The sequence below is a fragment of the Rhodococcus sp. 5G237 genome (assembly GCF_053764735.1).
In genome coordinates, this window is the sequence record NZ_JBSNCD010000001.1 from 407,502 (window position 1) to 423,807 (window position 16,306).

13 protein-coding genes are annotated in these 16,306 nt (G+C 69.1%); 9 read left to right on the forward strand and 4 right to left on the reverse strand.

What is annotated here, in order from left to right:
* Nucleotides 1-17: 17 nt before the first annotated feature.
* The 5 genes from ACWPOC_RS01930 (at nucleotide 18) to ACWPOC_RS01950 (ending at nucleotide 8,404) form a co-directional block, all read left to right on the forward strand.
* Nucleotides 18-623, forward strand: coding sequence for an NUDIX hydrolase (locus ACWPOC_RS01930; protein WP_033098068.1), 606 nt, complete (start codon nucleotides 18-20; stop codon nucleotides 621-623).
* Complete coding sequence (locus ACWPOC_RS01935) at nucleotides 620-3,121, forward strand: glycoprotein (RefSeq protein WP_455407915.1); 2,502 nt, start codon at nucleotides 620-622, stop codon at nucleotides 3,119-3,121. Before ACWPOC_RS01930 ends, ACWPOC_RS01935 begins: the two co-directional genes overlap by 4 nt.
* The gene (murJ, locus tag ACWPOC_RS01940; protein WP_455407916.1) at nucleotides 3,118-6,936 is read left to right on the forward strand and encodes a murein biosynthesis integral membrane protein MurJ; all 3,819 of its coding nucleotides are present in this window, start codon (nucleotides 3,118-3,120) and stop codon (nucleotides 6,934-6,936) included. The genes ACWPOC_RS01935 and murJ overlap by 4 nt, the downstream gene beginning before the upstream one ends.
* 142 nt (nucleotides 6,937-7,078) lie before the next feature.
* Complete coding sequence (sigM, locus tag ACWPOC_RS01945) at nucleotides 7,079-7,627, forward strand: RNA polymerase sigma factor SigM (protein ID WP_120283815.1); 549 nt, start codon at nucleotides 7,079-7,081, stop codon at nucleotides 7,625-7,627.
* Nucleotides 7,628-7,681: 54 nt separating this feature from the next.
* A complete protein-coding gene (locus ACWPOC_RS01950) occupies nucleotides 7,682-8,404 on the forward strand; it encodes a hypothetical protein (RefSeq protein WP_455407917.1) in 723 nt (240 codons plus the stop codon).
* Between the two features lie 24 nt (nucleotides 8,405-8,428).
* Here ACWPOC_RS01950 and ACWPOC_RS01955 read toward each other — a convergent pair whose 3' ends face one another.
* The gene (locus ACWPOC_RS01955; RefSeq protein ID WP_006550897.1) at nucleotides 8,429-8,980 is read right to left on the reverse strand and encodes a TetR family transcriptional regulator; all 552 of its coding nucleotides are present in this window, start codon (nucleotides 8,978-8,980) and stop codon (nucleotides 8,429-8,431) included.
* A 105-nt stretch (nucleotides 8,981-9,085) separates the two neighbouring features.
* On the opposite strand from ACWPOC_RS01955, the gene ACWPOC_RS01960 reads away from it, so the two are divergent.
* The 4 genes from ACWPOC_RS01960 to ACWPOC_RS01975 all read left to right on the forward strand — a co-directional run bounded on the left by ACWPOC_RS01960 (nucleotide 9,086) and on the right by ACWPOC_RS01975 (nucleotide 13,141).
* Nucleotides 9,086-10,285, forward strand: coding sequence for an NADH:flavin oxidoreductase (locus ACWPOC_RS01960; protein WP_120280934.1), 1,200 nt, complete (start codon nucleotides 9,086-9,088; stop codon nucleotides 10,283-10,285).
* A gap of 200 nt (nucleotides 10,286-10,485) precedes the next feature.
* Nucleotides 10,486-11,451 (forward strand): thioredoxin-disulfide reductase, encoded by a 966-nt coding sequence (trxB, locus tag ACWPOC_RS01965; RefSeq protein ID WP_120280935.1) that lies wholly within the window; start codon nucleotides 10,486-10,488, stop codon nucleotides 11,449-11,451.
* A gap of 46 nt (nucleotides 11,452-11,497) precedes the next feature.
* Entirely contained in the window at nucleotides 11,498-11,827 is a 330-nt protein-coding gene (gene trxA / locus ACWPOC_RS01970; protein WP_006550900.1) for a thioredoxin, read from the forward strand.
* A gap of 135 nt (nucleotides 11,828-11,962) precedes the next feature.
* A complete protein-coding gene (locus ACWPOC_RS01975; protein WP_060652419.1) occupies nucleotides 11,963-13,141 on the forward strand; it encodes an N-acetylmuramoyl-L-alanine amidase in 1,179 nt (392 codons plus the stop codon).
* Nucleotides 13,142-13,226: 85 nt separating this feature from the next.
* Here the strand turns inward: ACWPOC_RS01975 and ACWPOC_RS01980 are convergent, their stop codons facing one another.
* From ACWPOC_RS01980 to ACWPOC_RS01990, 3 genes are read right to left on the reverse strand one after another with little or no spacing between them, the layout of a single operon-like run.
* Nucleotides 13,227-13,916, reverse strand: coding sequence for a GNAT family N-acetyltransferase (locus ACWPOC_RS01980; protein ID WP_455407918.1), 690 nt, complete (start codon nucleotides 13,914-13,916; stop codon nucleotides 13,227-13,229).
* A gap of 58 nt (nucleotides 13,917-13,974) precedes the next feature.
* Entirely contained in the window at nucleotides 13,975-15,207 is a 1,233-nt protein-coding gene (locus ACWPOC_RS01985; RefSeq protein WP_455407919.1) for a ParB/RepB/Spo0J family partition protein, read from the reverse strand.
* Nucleotides 15,204-16,175 carry a ParA family protein gene (locus tag ACWPOC_RS01990; protein WP_016691064.1) on the reverse strand — a complete coding sequence of 324 codons (972 nt, stop codon included), beginning with the start codon at nucleotides 16,173-16,175 and terminating at the stop codon, nucleotides 15,204-15,206. The genes ACWPOC_RS01985 and ACWPOC_RS01990 overlap by 4 nt, the downstream gene beginning before the upstream one ends.
* Nucleotides 16,176-16,306: the final 131 nt, after the last annotated feature.

Genomic DNA, 16,306 nt, shown 5'->3' on the forward strand with positions numbered 1-16,306 from the left:
CATCTACTATCTATGAGGTGTCGCCCGCCGAACGTGCCAACCGTAACCGCCGCAGCTCGCGGCGGCGTGGCGCGGGCGCAAAGAAGACCGCGCACGGCGCTTCGCCCGGATCGTCCGCTTCGCCCGGACCTCGCATGCGGACCGTCCGCGAGACCTCCGCGGGAGGTCTGGTGGTCGACGGGCTCGGTGGTCCGCCCGAGAAACTCTGCGCAGCCCTGATCGGCCGCACCGATCGGCGGGGCCGCCTGCTGTGGTCGTTGCCGAAGGGCCACATCGAGCAGGGTGAGACCGCCGAGGAAACCGCGATGCGCGAGGTCCGCGAGGAGACCGGAGTGCGCAGCTCGGTGCTCGCCGAGCTGGGCAGCATCGACTACTGGTTCGTCACCGAGGGCCGCCGGGTCCACAAGACCGTGCACCACTATCTGCTGCGTTATCTCGGCGGAGAACTCTCCGACGCGGACGTCGAGGTCACCGAGGTGGCGTGGGTGCCGCTGCGCGAACTGCGGACCCGCCTGGCGTACGCCGACGAACGCAAGCTCGCCGACATCGCCGATCAGCTCATCGCCGAGATGGACCACACACGACTCCCCGATGCCGACGAACCGGGGGCCCCACGCGGATGACGGTGGTGGTGTCCCGGGCGGGCGCCGCGGTGCTCGCCGTGCTCGTACTCGTCCTCACAACGGCAGGCGTGACGCCTCTTCTGCCGACGACTCTTCTCCCGACGGCCTCGGCGAACCCGGCCGCAGCCCAGACCGACCCCGACGAGCCGCGCTTCCTCGAGCTGAGCATCGACGAGGTGACGCCGCAGACGGTGACCCTCACGAGCGAGTCCGTCGTCACGGTCCGCGGCACGGTGGCGAACATCGGCGATCGGGACGTCGAGGACGTCTGGGTGCGGCTGCAGCGCGCACCGGTGGTCTCCGACTCCGCAGCGCTGCGCACCTCGCTGTCCCTCGACCAGGCCGGATTCGACACGGTCGGTGAGTTCGAGGAGGTCGCCGACCGGCTGGGGCAGGGCGAACGTGCCGACTTCGAACTCGAACTGCCGCTGCGCTCCGATCTCGTGCCGTCTCTCGACATCGACACTCCCGGCGTCTACCCGCTGCTGGTGAACGTCAACGGTGTCCCCGAGTACGGCGGCGCGGCCCGTCTCGACGACGCACGCTTCCTGCTGCCCGTGCTCGCGCTTCCCGCGAGCGACGAGGTCACCGAGGACACAGCCCTCACCGAGGAAAGCGGGACGGGCAGCGGCGGGTCGCGGGGCACGACCCGCTCGTCCGACGACGGCCTGCTCGACCGCGAGGAGAAGGCGTTCCCCGCCGTAGCGCCCGACGTGTCCCGTCCCGCCGCGGTCACGATGCTGTGGCCGCTGGCCGATCGGCCGAGGCTCGCCGCCGGCGTGGCCGGTTCCGGCACCGAACCGGTCCGCCTGGTCGACGACGACCTCGCGGTCTCGCTCGCCGAGGGCGGGAGGCTGGACGGTCTGCTGCGCGCCGTCGAGGACACCGCCCGCACCGAACCCCGCGTGCTCGAGGGACTGTGCCTGGCGATCGACCCGGATCTGCTCGTGACCGTCGCGAACATGACGCGCGACTATCTCGTCGTCGAGGATCCGAACGAACCGACCGGCGACGCGCGGCCCGGTTCGGGCACCGATGCCGCGGTCGCCTGGCTCGAGCGGTTGCGTGCCCTCGCGGCGACAACCTGCACGATGGCCGTGCCGTTCGCGCAGGTCGACCTGACAGCGCTCGGCGACCTCGCCGACTCGTCCCTGACCGACTCCGCGCTGGCATCACCGGCGGCCATCGTCGACTCCATCCTCGGCGTCACCTCCACCGCGGGCGTGATGTGGCCCGACTCCGGCGTACTCACCGAGAAGACCGGATCGATGCTCGCCGCCGACGGTCCGGTGACCGCTCTGGTGTCCGACAACGCCGTCGAGGGCGGGCGCGCCCTGCTCGCGGGCACGTCGTCGACGCCGTCCACCGCGCCGGGTGGCAACGGCTTCCGGATCTCCGGTGTGTCCGGCCTCACCGCTGCCCTGTTCGACTCGTCCGCGTCCGCGGCATTGGCCGGGATGGGTACCGACCCGCAGACGCCGTCCTTCGTCCCCTCCTCGGCGCGCTACGACCTCTCCCGCGATTCCTCGACGGCCCGCCTGCAGGATGCCCTCGGCGCGCTGGCCTGGCCGGCCATGGTGCCGACGGTCAGCGAGGTCACCGGGGCGGCACTGCCGGCGGCGGGCCGATCGGTGCTGTTCGCGCCGCCGCAGAACTGGTCGGCATCGCCCGACGACGCCGCGTCCGTGCTGTCGATGCTCTCCACGCTCGTCCGCTCGGGCCTGACCACGCCGCGACCGCTCGCCGCGCTTGTCGACGCGGCCGCGAACACCGCGAACGATCCGACAGCCTCGCTGCTGGTCTATCCCGAACAGGCGATCACCGACGGGGCCTCCGCCGCGGTCGTGTCCGAGGCCGAGGAACAGATCGGCCGCCTCGACGCGATCCAGACGGCGCTGGTCGAGGACCCGCAGGCGCAGCTCACCCCGCAGCAGTTCACCGCCCCGCTGCGTGAGGATCTGCTGCGCGCGATGAGCCTGGCCGGTCGTCGCGGTGCCGACGCCGACGGTGCCTACGCGACCGGCGAACACCGCGCCGCCGAGGTGCGCGAGGCCGTCGACGCCATCTACGACGCCGTGACGGTCATCTCGACCGGCGGTGTCTACACCCTGACGTCCGAACAGAGTCCGCTGCTGCTCACCGCGCGCAACGACCTGCCCGTGGGCATCACCGTGCGACTGCAGGTGGACGCGCCCGACACGGTGGACATCACCGACATCGGACCGACCCAGCTCCCGCCGCGCGGCAGCCGCACCCTCACGGTGCCGGCACAGATCAGCGACTCGCGGAACCTCCGGTTGGAGTTCGCACTCACCACCGAGTCCGGCCTGCCTCTCGGCAGCTCGACGACGGTGACGGTACGTTCCAATGCGTACGGCCAGATCCTCGCCGTCGTCACGGGATGTGCGGGAGCACTCCTGCTGTTCCTGGCGGGCAGACGACTTCTGCACCGGTTCCGGGGAGAGCCGGATCCAGCCGACGAAGGGTATGAGAAATGACCGGGAACTCCACACGGGACGACGTGGAGACACACCCGCACCCGGGACCGTCGGACTCTCCCACCACCTCGCCGGACATCACGGGCGTCGCGTCCGGCCGCAGGAAACCGCAGAGCCTGCTCGCGGCGACCGGCTCCATCGCCGTGGCGACCCTGGTCAGCCGCATCACCGGCTTCCTCAAGCAGCTGCTCATCCTGACCCTGCTCGGTGCGAGCGTCGCATCGTCGTTCACCGTCGCGCACCAGATCCCCAACATGATCTCCGAGCTGGTGCTCGGCGCCGTCCTGACCTCGATCGTCGTCCCGGTGCTGGTGCGGGCCGAGCGGGAGGACCCCGACGGCGGTGAGGCCTTCGTCCGGCGACTGTTCACCGCGGCGCTGGTGCTGCTCGGCACCGCGACCGTTCTCGCGGTCGCCGCGGCCCCGGTCCTGACCACCCACGTCTTCCTCGACGAGTCCGGCAAGGTCTCGACGTCGCTGACCACGGCGCTGTCGTACCTGCTCCTGCCCGCGATCATGTTCTACGGCCTGTCGGGTCTGTTCACGGGCATCCTCAACACCCGTCAGGTGTTCAAGCCGGGCGCCTGGGCCCCGGTGTTCAACAACCTCGTGGTCCTCACCGTGCTGGTGATCTACTACCTGATGCCGGGCGAGATCACCCTCGATCCGGTGCGGATGAGCGATCCGAAACTGCTCGTCCTCGGCATCGGTGTGCTGCTCGGCGTCATCACGCAGGCGATGTGCCTGGTACCGGCGCTGCGCCGCGAGGGCATCAACCTCAGGCCGCTGTGGGGTCTCGACGACCGGCTCCGGCAGTTCGGTGGCATGGCCGCCGCGATCGTGCTGTACGTGCTGATCAGCCAGGCCGGCATGGTCTTCGCCACACGCGTGTCGTCGGGGGCCGACGAGGCCGGACCGGCGATCTACAACAACGCATGGCTGTTGCTGCAGCTGCCCTACGGCGTCCTCGGTGTCACCGTGCTCACCGCGATCATGCCGCGCCTGAGCCGCAACGCCGCCGCGGACGACACCCCGGCCGTCGTCGACGACCTGTCCGTCGCTACCCGCCTGACCATGATCTCGCTCATCCCGATCGTCACCTTCCTGACGATCGCGGGTTCGCAGGTCGGCGCCGCGCTGTACGGCTACGGCAACTTCGGCGGCAGCAACGCCGAACGCCTCGGCCAGGCGGTGAGCTGGTCGGCGTTCACGCTCATCCCGTACGCCCTGGTGCTCATCCACCTGCGCGTGTTCTACGCCCGGGAACAGGCCTGGACCCCCACCTGGATCATCCTCGGCATCACCGCCGTCAAGATCGGCCTGTCCGCGCTGGCGCCCGTCGTCGCGGCGAACGACGAGCAGGTGGTGCTGCTCCTCGGCGCGGCCACCGGTGTCGCGTTCGCCGTCGGAGCGTTCATCGGCGGCTATCTGCTGCACCGCACGCTCGGCAACCTGCAGATGGCGAACGTCGGACGCACCGTCTGGCACGTCGTGCTCGCGTCGCTCGCCGCGGCGGTCGTCGTGCTCGTCACCGACTGTCTCCTGCAACTCGACGTCCTCGCCGACCGCTTCGGGGGCATCGGATCGCTCGTGCGGGTCGGGCTCAACGGTGTGCTGATGGTGCTCGTCGCGCTGGTCGGGATGTACCTGCTCAAGGTGCCCGAGATCCTCGCGATCGAGGCGGCCGTACGACGGAAGGTCGCGGCACTGCGCGGCACCGCCCCGGTCGAGGAGGCCCCCTCCGAGCCCGAGACCGGAACCACCTCCGCCGCGGCACCGGTTCCCGCCCCCGTCCCGCGTCCGCGCTACGCCGAATCGGATGCCGAGAAGACCGTCATCCTGCCGCGTATCGACTACGGCGACTACGGCGTCGGGCCTTATGACGCCATCACGGAGGTCATGCCCGCCATCAGGGACGTCCCCGGTCGCAGCAATGCGCACGGACAACTCCCGTACCCTGATCAGCAGCAGGTACGGTCCGGGAGCCGTCGACCACGGTTCTTCGCGGCCCCCAGCGGCGACCCGCGTCTGCACACCGGAAGTGGACGAGTCGACAACGAAGGAGTGAGGGTGAGCGACGACCACGCTGCCGGCAAGTCCACCATCGATGCCGCCGCACGGCAGAAGTCTGCCGACAAGGACGGCAAGGGCCCGCCGCGCGATCCGAACCTCGACACGGGTGTCATCCCGGTCGGATCCCCGCAGCTCCCGCCGGTGCGTGTCGCAGGTCCGGCCTCCCAGCCGCGCCGTCCGATGCGCGGCCCCGATCTCATCGCCGGTGCCTCGGTCGCCGGTGGTCGCTACCGTCTGCTCGCCCCGCACGGTGGCGCGCGCGGCCTGCGCTTCTGGCAGGCGCTCGACGTCAAGCTCGATCGCGAGGTCGCGCTGACCTTCGTCGACGCGGAACAGCGCGCGGCCGACGGCACCGGCCCCGACTCGCCGCAGGCCGTGCTCTCGCGCACCCTGCGCCTCGGTCGTATCAATTCGCCCGGACTCGCCCGCGTCCTCGACGTGGTGCGCGGCAGCTCGGGCGGCATCGTCGTCTCGGAGTGGACCCCCGGCCGGTCGCTGAAGGAGATGTCCACCACCGAGCCGTCGCCGATCGGTGCGGCACGCGCGATCCGCGCGCTCGCGGCCGCGGCCGAGGCGTCGCACCGTGCGGGCAGTGCCCTGTCGATCGACCATCCCGATCGCATCCGCATCAGTGTGGCAGGCGACGCCGTGCTGGCCTTCCCCGCGACGTTCTCCGATTCCGATGCGATGTCCGACGTGCGCGGTCTCGGCGCGAGCCTGTACGGACTCATCACCGGACGGTGGCCGCTCGGCGAGCCGTCGGCTCCGGGCGGCGCTCCCGTCCCGCACCACAGCGGTGCCACCGTCGGCGGGATGCCGGAGCCCGACCGCAAGGACGGTGTGCCGGTGGAACCGCGCGTCCTGCGTCCCGACGTGCCGTTCGAGATCTCGGCGGTCGCGGTGCGTGCCCTGTCCGAGAACGGCGGTATCCGGACCGCCGCGACCGTGCAGCACATCCTCGACCAGGCGTCGGTCGTCGACCAGAAGACCGAGATGATCCCGGCCCTGCGGATCGGGCAGCGCGCTGCCGCCGCGGAGACGCACGCACTCGCGGATCCCGAAGCGCTGGAACAGAAGAAGAAGCATTCGCAGCGGATGCTCATCGCCCTGGCCGCGCTCGGTGCCACGACCGTACTGCTGCTCGCGCTCATCGGGTGGTGGATCGCGAACCTGCTCGCAGGCGACGCCAACGATGCCCCGCTGACGAGCCAGGAGTTCGGCCTGACCCCCACCGCCGAGGCACCCGCCGAGGACCGGGCGGGCGACGAGCAGGCCGAGGCCGCGCCGCCGCGACCGGCGGCGAGCGCTCCGGTCTCCGCGACCTCCGTGTCGGTGTTCTCGCCTCAGGGCACACCCGATTCGCCCGCCACCGCGTCGCAGGCGATCGACGGTGATCCGTCCACCTCGTGGAGCACCGATGCCTACTTCGATCCGTTCCCGTCGCTGAAGAACGGTGTCGGGCTTCTGTTCACGCTCGCCGACGCGTCGGAGCTGTCCGCGGTGAAGGTCACCACCGACACCCCCGGCACGGTCGTCGAGGTGCGCAGCGCACCGTCCGAGTCGACGTCGCTCGATCAGACGCAGGTGATCGGTTCGGGCACACTGGCTTCCGGCGAGACCACGATCCCGGTCGAGGCGGACGGCCAGACCTCGCACGTGCTGGTGTGGATCACCGATCTGAGCTCGAGCGGCGGAAGCAACAAGAGTTCCCTCTCCGAAGTGGAATTCGAAGCCGCACGCTGACCGCGGACAGCCGGGCGGAATCGTCCGGATCGGCTACCATCCGCGCGTGCGAATTTTCGGGGGGATCGCAAAAATCGCCGTGCCCGACGGGGGTGTCGACGACGGCGGGAGTGTGTCGGACGGGGTGGCGTCCGATGGGGCGGTGTCGGATGCCGAACTGCTCGCAGCACACGTCGCAGGCGATCGGCATGCCTTCTCCGCCTTGCTGGCACGACACCACGACCATCTGTGGCAGGTCGCGCGGCGGACGAGTTACTCGAACGAGGACGCTGCCGACGCGCTGCAGGAGGCACTGCTCTCGGCGCACCGCAGGGCATCGGGTTTCCGGGAGGACGCCGCGGTCCGCAGCTGGTTGCACTCGATCGTCGTCAACGCGTGCCTCGATCGCATCCGCCGCAATCGTGTCCGCGTGACCGTCCCACTGTTCGAGGACGATTCGCACGACCTGCGTACCCCGCGCGATCCCATCCACGACACCGAGATCGCCCTCGACATCGAATCCGCCCTGTTCGCACTGCCACCCGGCCAGCGAGCGGCCGTCGTCGCGGTGGATGTGGAAGGTTTCTCCGTCCGGGAGGCGGCGCAACGACTCGGTGTTCCGGAGGGAACGGTGAAGAGCCGCTGTGCCCGCGCGCGGAGCAGGCTCGCAGTTCTTCTCGACGACCTTCGCTCCGAGGGGAACCGATCGTGACCCTCCTCCGTCTTACTCTGGTGAGGGATGCCGAGCCGCGGAGGAGAGTCGCGCATGAACGAGGACGAGATGCGTCCGTCGAACTCCGCCGAGATGCGTCCGCCGTACTCCGCGGAGTTGCTCGCCGATCTACATGCCGGGGCGCTCGACGAGGAGCTCGCCGCCCGCTTGTGGCCGCGCGTGCGCCGCGATCCCGAGGCCGTCGCGTATCTGGCGCGGCTCGACGCGACGCAGGCGCGGTTGTCGGCCCTGCGAGACGCTCCACCGAAGGAATCGATTCCGCCCGAGATCGCCGCACGTATCGGAGCCGCACTCGCGGAGGGTCGGTCCGACGACCGGTCCGACGTCCGGCCCGTGCCGTCCCCGATCGCACGGCGTCGCCGGTGGGCGGTGGCCGGTGCCGCGGTCGCGGCCGCAGTGGCGGTGATGCTCGTGGTGGTCGTGCGTGGGACGGCTTTCGGTGGCGACGACCCGACCGGTGTTCCCGTCGCGGCAGCGGAGGACGAGGCTTTGCTCGAACCCTCCACCTTGCGGGCGATGATCGGCGACACCGATCCCGGTCTCCTCGGCGGAGCAGATCGTCTCCGGGAATGCCTGGACGCGAACGGTTTCGAGGGACGATCCCCGATCGGCTCACGCGCCGTACGGTACGCCGACGACGATGCCGTACTCGTCCTGATGAGCGGGCCGGACACACCGGCGCTCACCGCACTGGTGGTCGGAACAGACTGCGACGCAGACGATCCCGCAACACTGGCCCGGAAGACGATCGGCTGACCCTCCGTCGCTCGGGGTTCGTCGCTACGCCACGGTCGACAACAGTTCCAGGATCCGTGCGCGCAGCGCGGGTGTGTCGTCCTCCGCGGCGATGAGGCCGGCGAACAACGCCGACCCCGCTGCCATCACGAGCACCGCCTTGGCGTCGATCTCGACGTCCGAACCGTCGCCGTCGGCGAACAGGGCGGTGCTGGGTCCGCTGAACGTGCGCCAGAGCGTGTTGCGGAGGTCGTCGTGGTCCCGCAGTGCCGCGAGGAGGCCCGGGAGCGCAGCACGGACCTCCGGCCGGGAGAACAACTCGATGCTCCCGGTGACCACCCATTCGATCCAGCCCTTGCGATCGATGCCGTCGTAGGGCGTCAGATCGGGTGCGGACCCGAGCAGTGCGTCGAGCACCAGGTGGGCCTTGGTCGGCCACCGACGCGTGAGTGCGGCGCGGCCGACGCCGGCGCGGGCGGCGACCGCCCGCAGGCTCAGCCCGTCCCAGCCGTGGGAGCGGAGCATCTCGCGGGTGGCGGTGAGGACGTCGTTGTCTATTCGGGGGTCGCGGGGGCGCCCCGGAGCGGTGCTGGGCATGGGATCCGTGATGTCGGGACCGAGTGGGAATCGATCTGGCGTGGAGTGTGACGAGCGTTATAGTCGAAGCGCAATTACGGTACCACTGGCATCGAAAGTAGGGGCATGTCTTCGCCGCGACCCACCGTGTTCGAACCGGCCCGACTCGGGCCGCTCACCCTCCGCAACCGCATCGTCAAGGCGGCGACCTTCGAAGGCGTCATGCCAAGGGGAGCCGTCAGCGACGAACTCGTCGAATTCCACGCCGAGGTCGCCCGCGGCGGCACCGCCCTCACCACCGTCGCATACTGCTCGGTCTCACACGACGGCCGCGTCCACCGCGACACCCTCGTGCTCGACGCCGACTCCGTCCCCGGCCTGACCCGGCTCACCGACGCCGTGCACGCCGCCGGTGGTCTGGCATCCGCGCAGATCGGCCACGCCGGACTCGTCGCCAACCAGATCTCCAACAAGATGAAGACGCTCGCGCCGTCCACTCGCATCAGCGCCCCCGCCATGGGGCTCGTCCGCGGCGCGACACTCGAGCAGCTCGATCGGGTGGTCGAGGACTACGCACGCGCCGCGCGCTTCGCCGTCGAAGCCGGATTCGACGCCGTCGAGGTCCACCTCGGGCACAACTATCTGCTCAGCTCCTTCATGAGCCCGAATCTCAACAAGCGCTCCGACAAGTACGGCGGCAGCATCGCCAACCGCACCGCCTTCCCGCGTCGCGTGCTCGAGGCCGTCCGCACGGCAGTGGGGGAGGGGGTGGCCGTCATCGCGAAGTTCAACATGACCGACGGCGTGCCCCAAGGTCTGTGGCTCGACGAGTCGCTACCCATGGCCAAGCTCATCGAGTCCGACGGCACCATCCATGCCATGCAGCTCACCGGCGGGAGCTCGCTGCTGAACGGGATGTACTTCTTCCGCGGCGATGTGCCGATGAAGGAGTTCCAGGCGTCGCAGCCGAAGGTCGTCGGCTGGGGACTGAAGGTCTACGGGCCGAAGATCTTCCCGAAGCTCCCGTTCGAGGAGGCCTTCTTCCTGCCCATGGCACGGCAGTTCCGGGAGGAACTGAAGATCCCGCTGATCCTGCTCGGCGGCATCAACCGGCTCGACACCATCGAGACGGCGCTCGACGAAGGCTTCGAGTTCGTCGCCATGGGTCGCGCGCTGCTGCGTGATCCGTATCTCGTGCGCAAGTTCGAGGAGAAGACCGCACACGAAGGTCTGTGCATCCACTGCAACAAGTGCATGCCGACCATCTACACGGGCACGCGTTGTGTGATCCGCGAGACGCTGCGGGATGTGCCCGGCGCGGTCTGAGACCCTTCCGGTTCGCATCGGGGACGGGCCGGCCGGGCGACCGACCGGTCCGTACAGGGCGTCTGTGGCGGGACGCACGGCGGGAGGGGAACAACACCGTTTACCCTGGTGTTGACAGTATCTGTAGGCTGCCGTCCGGTTTCGGCCGGATCGCCCGCAGTCCTCGCGCCCCCGATCACCCAACCGGAAGGCTCCGCCGCATGACGACCTCGCCCACGATTCACGACCTCATCATCGTCGGTTCGGGACCGGCCGGATACACCGCCGCGATCTACGCGGCCCGCGCCGAACTCACACCGCTCGTCTTCGAGGGAACGCAGTTCGGTGGCGAGCTCATGACCACCACCGAGGTCGAGAACTTCCCGGGGTTCAAGGACGGGATCATGGGCCCGGAGCTCATGGATCAGATGCGCGAGCAGGCACTGCGTTTCGGCGCCGATCTGCGCACCGAGGATGTCGACGAGATGGACCTCACGGGCGCGGTCAAGACGGTCGTCGCCAACGGCGAGACCTACCGCAGCCACGCCGTCATCCTCGCGATGGGCGCCGAGCCGCGTTACCTCGGTGTGCCCGGTGAGTCGCAGCTTCTCGGCCGCGGCGTCTCCGCCTGCGCGACCTGCGACGGCTTCTTCTTCCGCGACCAGGACATCGCCGTCGTCGGCGGTGGCGACTCCGCGATGGAGGAAGCGACCTTCCTGACACGCTTCGCGCGCAGCGTCACCCTCATCCACCGCCGCGAGGAGTTCCGCGCCTCGAAGATCATGCTCGAGCGCGCCCGTGCCAACGAGAAGATCCGCTTCGTCACCAACGCGAAGGTCGCCGAGGTGCAGGGCGAGAACAGCGTCACCAACCTCGTCCTCGAGGACACCGTCACCGGCGAGCGCAGCGACCTTCCGGTCACCGGCCTGTTCGTCGCCGTCGGCCACGACCCGCGCAGCTCGCTCGTCAAGGGTCAGGTCGACCTCGACGACGAGGGTTACGTGAAGGTCTCGGCGCCGTCCACCGCGACCTCCGTGCCGGGTGTCTTCGCCGCGGGCGACCTCGTCGACCACACCTACCGCCAGGCGATCACCGCCGCCGGCACCGGATGCTCGGCGTCCATCGACGCGGAGCGGTGGCTCGTCGCGAACCGCGAGGTCGAGGCGCCCACGCTCGCCGAGGCCTGATCCACCACCCCGTTCCACATTCCATCCCGAGATTCAGGAGATATCCGTGGCCGACAAGAACACCGTCACCATCACCGACTCGTCGTTCGTCGAGGACGTACTGCAATCCGAGAAGCCCGTCCTCGTCGACTTCTGGGCCACCTGGTGCGGTCCGTGCAAGATGGTGGCTCCGGTTCTCGAGGAGATCGCGGCCGAGCACGGCGACAAGCTGACCGTCGCCAAGCTCGACATCGACGCCAATCCGTCGGCCGCACGCGACTACCAGGTCATGTCGATTCCCACGATGATCCTCTTCTCCGGTGGCAAGCCGACGAAGACGATCGTGGGGGCCAAGGGCAAGGCGGCGTTGCTTCGGGATCTCGCGGACGTCCTGTAGTACCGTCCCAGGATCAACCTCTCGGATGTGCCCGTGAGCCCGTATTCACGGGCACATCCTTCATCCAACCCCCGTTCGATGCTGCCCAGCCCTCACGCCGGGCACCGATCCGGTCAGCACGGAAAGGCCCGATACATGCGCCCTCTTCGTCACGGCGACCACGGTCCGGCGGTCGCCGAGATCCGGAGCACCTTGGCCGGCCTGGGCTTCCTGCACAACGAGCCCGAGGAGTCGGGCGACTGGATGGGATCGGACGTCCCCTTCGATCGTGAACTCGACGGAGCCGTGCGCGCCTTCCAGCAGCAGCGCGGTCTGCTCGTCGACGGGATCGTAGGCCCCGCGACCTACCGTTCCCTGAAGGAAGCGTCGTACAAGCTCGGTGCGCGCACCCTGATGTATCAGCTCTCCGCTCCGCTCTACGGCGACGACGTCGCGGCCCTGCAGACCCGTCTGCAGGATCTCGGCTTCTACGTCGACCGCGTGGACGGCTACTTCGGTCCGAAGACCCACGAGGGTCTGTGCTCCTTCCAGCGCGAGATCGGACTCGCCTCCGACGGCATCTGCGGTGCCGAGACACTGCGCTCGCTCGAACTGCTCGGCACGCGTGTGTCGGGCGGGTCGCCCCACGCGATCTCCGAGGAGGAGATCGTGCGCCGCTCCGGTCCGCAGCTCAGCGGCAAGCGCATCGTCATCGACCCGGGTCTCGGCGGCAACACCCACGGCATCATCGTGCCGAGCCCCCACGGCCCGATCTCCGAGGCCGACATCCTGTGGGATCTCGCGCGCCGGCTCGAGGGCCGGATGGCGGCGACGGGCATGGAGACCTTCCTGTCGCGGCCGTACCACGTGAATCCGACCGACGTCGAACGCGCGGGTACGTCCAACGCGTTCGGTGCCGACCTCATGATCTCGCTGCGGTGCGACGCGAGCCGCAGCCCCGCCGCGAACGGCATCGCGAGCTTCCACTACGGCAACTCGCACGGCTCCGAGTCGATGATCGGTCAAGTGCTCTCCGGCTACATCCAGCGCGAGATCGTCGCCCGCACGAACCTGCAGGACTGCCGTAGCCACGGCCGCACCTGGGATCTGCTGCGCCTGACGAACATGCCCACGGTGCAGATCGATCTCGGTTACCTCACCAACGAGCAGGACGCCGCGCTGCTCGCCGATCCGCGCAGCCGCGACATCATCGCCGAGGCGATCCTCATCGCGGTGAAGCGGCTGTACCTGCTCGGCCAGGACGACCAGCCGACCGGCACGTACACCTTCGCCGAGTTGCTCGCCGAGGAGCTGTCCATCTCCGACAGCCGCTAGCCGGCCCGTAGACGAGAAGAGGACTGCCCCCCGCAGAGTCTGCGGGGGCAGTCCTTTTTCGTCGGTGTCCGGTGGACGTATCGGTTCAGTGAGCGCCGACGGCCGAACCCGCGGTCAGGTCCGCGACGGTGAGAGAGGACTCCTCGAGAAGCCGGTCGAGTGCGGCCTCCACGGCGAGCTTCCACTCGTGGTCGCGGTCGAGCTCGAGACGCAGGCGCGGGTACCGGTAGTGCGGTGCGACGACCTCGAAACCCATGTCCTCGAGGAAGTCGGCGTCGATCATGCACTCCGTGTCGGAGCATCCGAGTGCGGCCGTCGCATGCGGCACATCGCTCGCCTCCGACTCGGCGGTGCGCCGGATCCCGAAGGCCTCGATGGCACGGACGTTGCGGCGGACGAGGTCGGCGACGACACCGCGGATGAGGTCCGCTCCGACGTCCAGATCGACCGCGTGGGGTTCCGTCCGCATGGACGTCAGCAGGATCGCGTCGGCGCTGACGGGTGCGGTGGGGAAGGCCAGCGCGCGGGGCACCATGCCCGGGGGAGCGTAGAGCGCGCACCCGGCGGCCTTGTCTCCGATCGTCGCGATCTGGCCGCACGACCCCCATTCGAGAAGGACCATGGACAGCCATGCTTCCTTCTCGAACTCGGGGTCGGCGAACTGCTGAACGTCGGGCGTCGCGGTGGGATCCAACTCCCAGAACACGCACCGTCGCGCATGAGCAGGCAACTGCTCGATCCCACTCAGCGTGAGCGGTGATACTCGAGTCGACACGGGATAGCTCGCCTCCACGTCTTTCGTCTACAGACTGTTGTCCTGCTCCGACGAGGAGTCAAGAAAGGTCGGTCTGAGACTCCATCATCTTCACGATGCGTTCGAGATCGTCGACCGAACCGAACTCCACCACGATCTTGCCCTTGCGCTTGCCGAGGCTCACGGTCACGCGCGTGTCGAAGGAGTTCGACAGGCGCTCCGCGACGTCCTGCAGCCCGGGCATCTGGATGGGCTTCCGACGCTTCTGCTGCGGAGCGTCGGGCGTGTCGTTGCGGTTGGCGAGCACGACGGCTTCTTCCGTCGCCCGCACGGACAGGCCCTCGGCGACGATGCGTGCGGCGAGTGCCTCCTGAGCGTCGGCACCGGCCTCGAGGGCCAACAGGGCACGCGCGTGCCCGGCCGACAGCACTCCGGCCGCCACGCGTCGTTGCACCGCGACCGGCAACTTCAGCAGCCGGATCATGTTCGTGATGACCGGCCGCGAGCGTCCGAGCCGGCTCGCGAGTTCCTCGTGGGTGACCTCGAACTCTTCGAGCAACTGCTGATAGGCCGCTGCCTCTTCGAGGGGGTTGAGCTGCACCCGGTGGATGTTCTCGAGCAGCGCGTCGCGCAACAGCGATTCGTCCTCGGTGTCGCGGACGATCGCGGGGATCGTGTCGAGGCCCGCTTCCTGGACGGCACGCCAGCGACGCTCACCCATCACGAGCTGGAAGCGGTCACCTTCGAGACGGCGGACCACGACCGGCTGCATGAGCCCGAACTCGCGGACGGAGTGGACGAGCTCGGCGAGCGCTTCCTCATCGAAGACCTGACGCGGCTGCTTCGGGTTGGGCTCGATCCGGCCGATCGGGATCTCGAGGTACACCGCTCCGGTGGGGGAGGGGAGGGGTTCGCTCTCGGGCGTCGCTCCGGACGGTCGTGCCGCGTCGTCCTCGACAGGCTCCGCCGGGGACGCGGGCGCCGGCGTCCTGCCGTCGCCGATGATGAGGTCGGCGGCTGCCGTGCCCAGACCGGAGGACGGGAGGTTCAGGACCGACGAGCCCGGGCGACGCGACGTGGCCGACTTGGACTGCCCGCCCGAAGCCGGCTTCGACGGTGCACCCGCGGCCGGTGCGGATTTGGCCGGCGAAGGAGCGGCCGGAGCCGCGGTCTTGGTGGGAGCGGTGGCCGTGGGAGCGGTGGCCGTGGAACTCGGGGCGGTCGCAGGCTTCTGCTCTGCGTCCACCGGAGGACCGGTGGGGATGAGTGCTGCCAGACCTCGACCGAGCCCGCCTTTACGTGTCGCGCTCATCCGTTCCCCTGATTCTCGTGTACCCCGCGTGCCGCCAACTCGCGCCCCGCGTCGAGATAGCTCATCGCGCCGCGCGATCCAGGATCGTAGTCGAGAACCGTCATCCCGTAACCGGGAGCTTCGGAAACCTTCACGCTGCGGGGGATGACCGAACGCAGCACCGCGCTGCCGAAGTGCGCACGCACTTCCGCGGCGACCTGATCGGCCAGCTTGGTGCGACCGTCGTACATCGTCAGGAGGACGGTCGAGACGTGCAGTTCGGGGTTGAGATGCGACTGGACGAGCTCGATGTTGCGCAGGAGCTGCCCGACACCTTCGAGTGCGTAGTACTCGCACTGGATGGGGATGAGGACTTCCTTCGCCGCGACGAGCGCGTTGACCGTGAGCAGACCGAGCGACGGCGGGCAGTCGATGATCACGTAGTCGAACTCGCGGTCGCCGAGCGCCTCCTTGGTGAGGGCGTTCCGGAGGCGGTTCTCGCGCGCGACCATCGAGACGAGTTCGATTTCGGCACCCGCGAGATCGATCGTGGCGGGGATGCAGAAGAGACGCTCGTTGTGCGGGCTCTGCTGCACGGCCTCGGCGGCGTTGATCTCGCCGAGAAGGATCTCGTAGCTCGAGGGCACACCGGAGTAGTGCGGCACACCCAGGGCGGTGCTCGCGTTGCCCTGCGGGTCGAGGTCGACCACGAGGACCGACAATCCCTGCACGGCGAGCGCGGAGGCGATGTTCACCGCCGTGGTGGTCTTACCGACCCCGCCCTTCTGGTTGGCGATCGTGAAGACGCGGCGCTCGCGCGGCTTGGGCAGCGCGTTGGCGTCGCTCGGATGCAGAACCTGGGTGGCGCGATGAGCAGCCGCGCCGATCGGGGTGTCGACAGTGGAGAAACCGTCGAAGGGCACGGGGGAGAAGTCGTCCTCGACGCCTCCGGTTTCACGTGAAACAGCGGATTCAGATCCACCCGTCATAGAACACTCCTTACACGTAGATCCGCTCGGTTCGCACGCTACATCCTCGTCGCTTCCCGGTCGCGACTTCGAAGACCGAGTCGAGGCGCCGAAGGGAGAATGCGAGGCCCGGGCCCGGAGTTGTCCCCGGT

What these genes read in the sequence shown, in the direction of transcription:
- ACWPOC_RS01935 (WP_455407915.1), top strand. Translation starts at nt 620, where the DNA reads ATGACGGTGGTGGTGTCCCGGGCGGGCGCCGCGGTGCTCGCCGTGCTC.
- murJ (WP_455407916.1), top strand. Translation starts at nt 3,118, where the DNA reads ATGACCGGGAACTCCACACGGGACGACGTGGAGACACACCCGCACCCG.
- ACWPOC_RS01950 (WP_455407917.1), top strand. Translation starts at nt 7,682, where the DNA reads ATGAACGAGGACGAGATGCGTCCGTCGAACTCCGCCGAGATGCGTCCG.
- ACWPOC_RS01955 (WP_006550897.1), bottom strand. Translation starts at nt 8,980, where the DNA reads ATGCCCAGCACCGCTCCGGGGCGCCCCCGCGACCCCCGAATAGACAAC.
- ACWPOC_RS01960 (WP_120280934.1), top strand. Translation starts at nt 9,086, where the DNA reads ATGTCTTCGCCGCGACCCACCGTGTTCGAACCGGCCCGACTCGGGCCG.
- trxB (WP_120280935.1), top strand. Translation starts at nt 10,486, where the DNA reads ATGACGACCTCGCCCACGATTCACGACCTCATCATCGTCGGTTCGGGA.
- ACWPOC_RS01975 (WP_060652419.1), top strand. Translation starts at nt 11,963, where the DNA reads ATGCGCCCTCTTCGTCACGGCGACCACGGTCCGGCGGTCGCCGAGATC.
- ACWPOC_RS01985 (WP_455407919.1), bottom strand. Translation starts at nt 15,207, where the DNA reads ATGAGCGCGACACGTAAAGGCGGGCTCGGTCGAGGTCTGGCAGCACTC.
- ACWPOC_RS01990 (WP_016691064.1), bottom strand. Translation starts at nt 16,175, where the DNA reads ATGACGGGTGGATCTGAATCCGCTGTTTCACGTGAAACCGGAGGCGTC.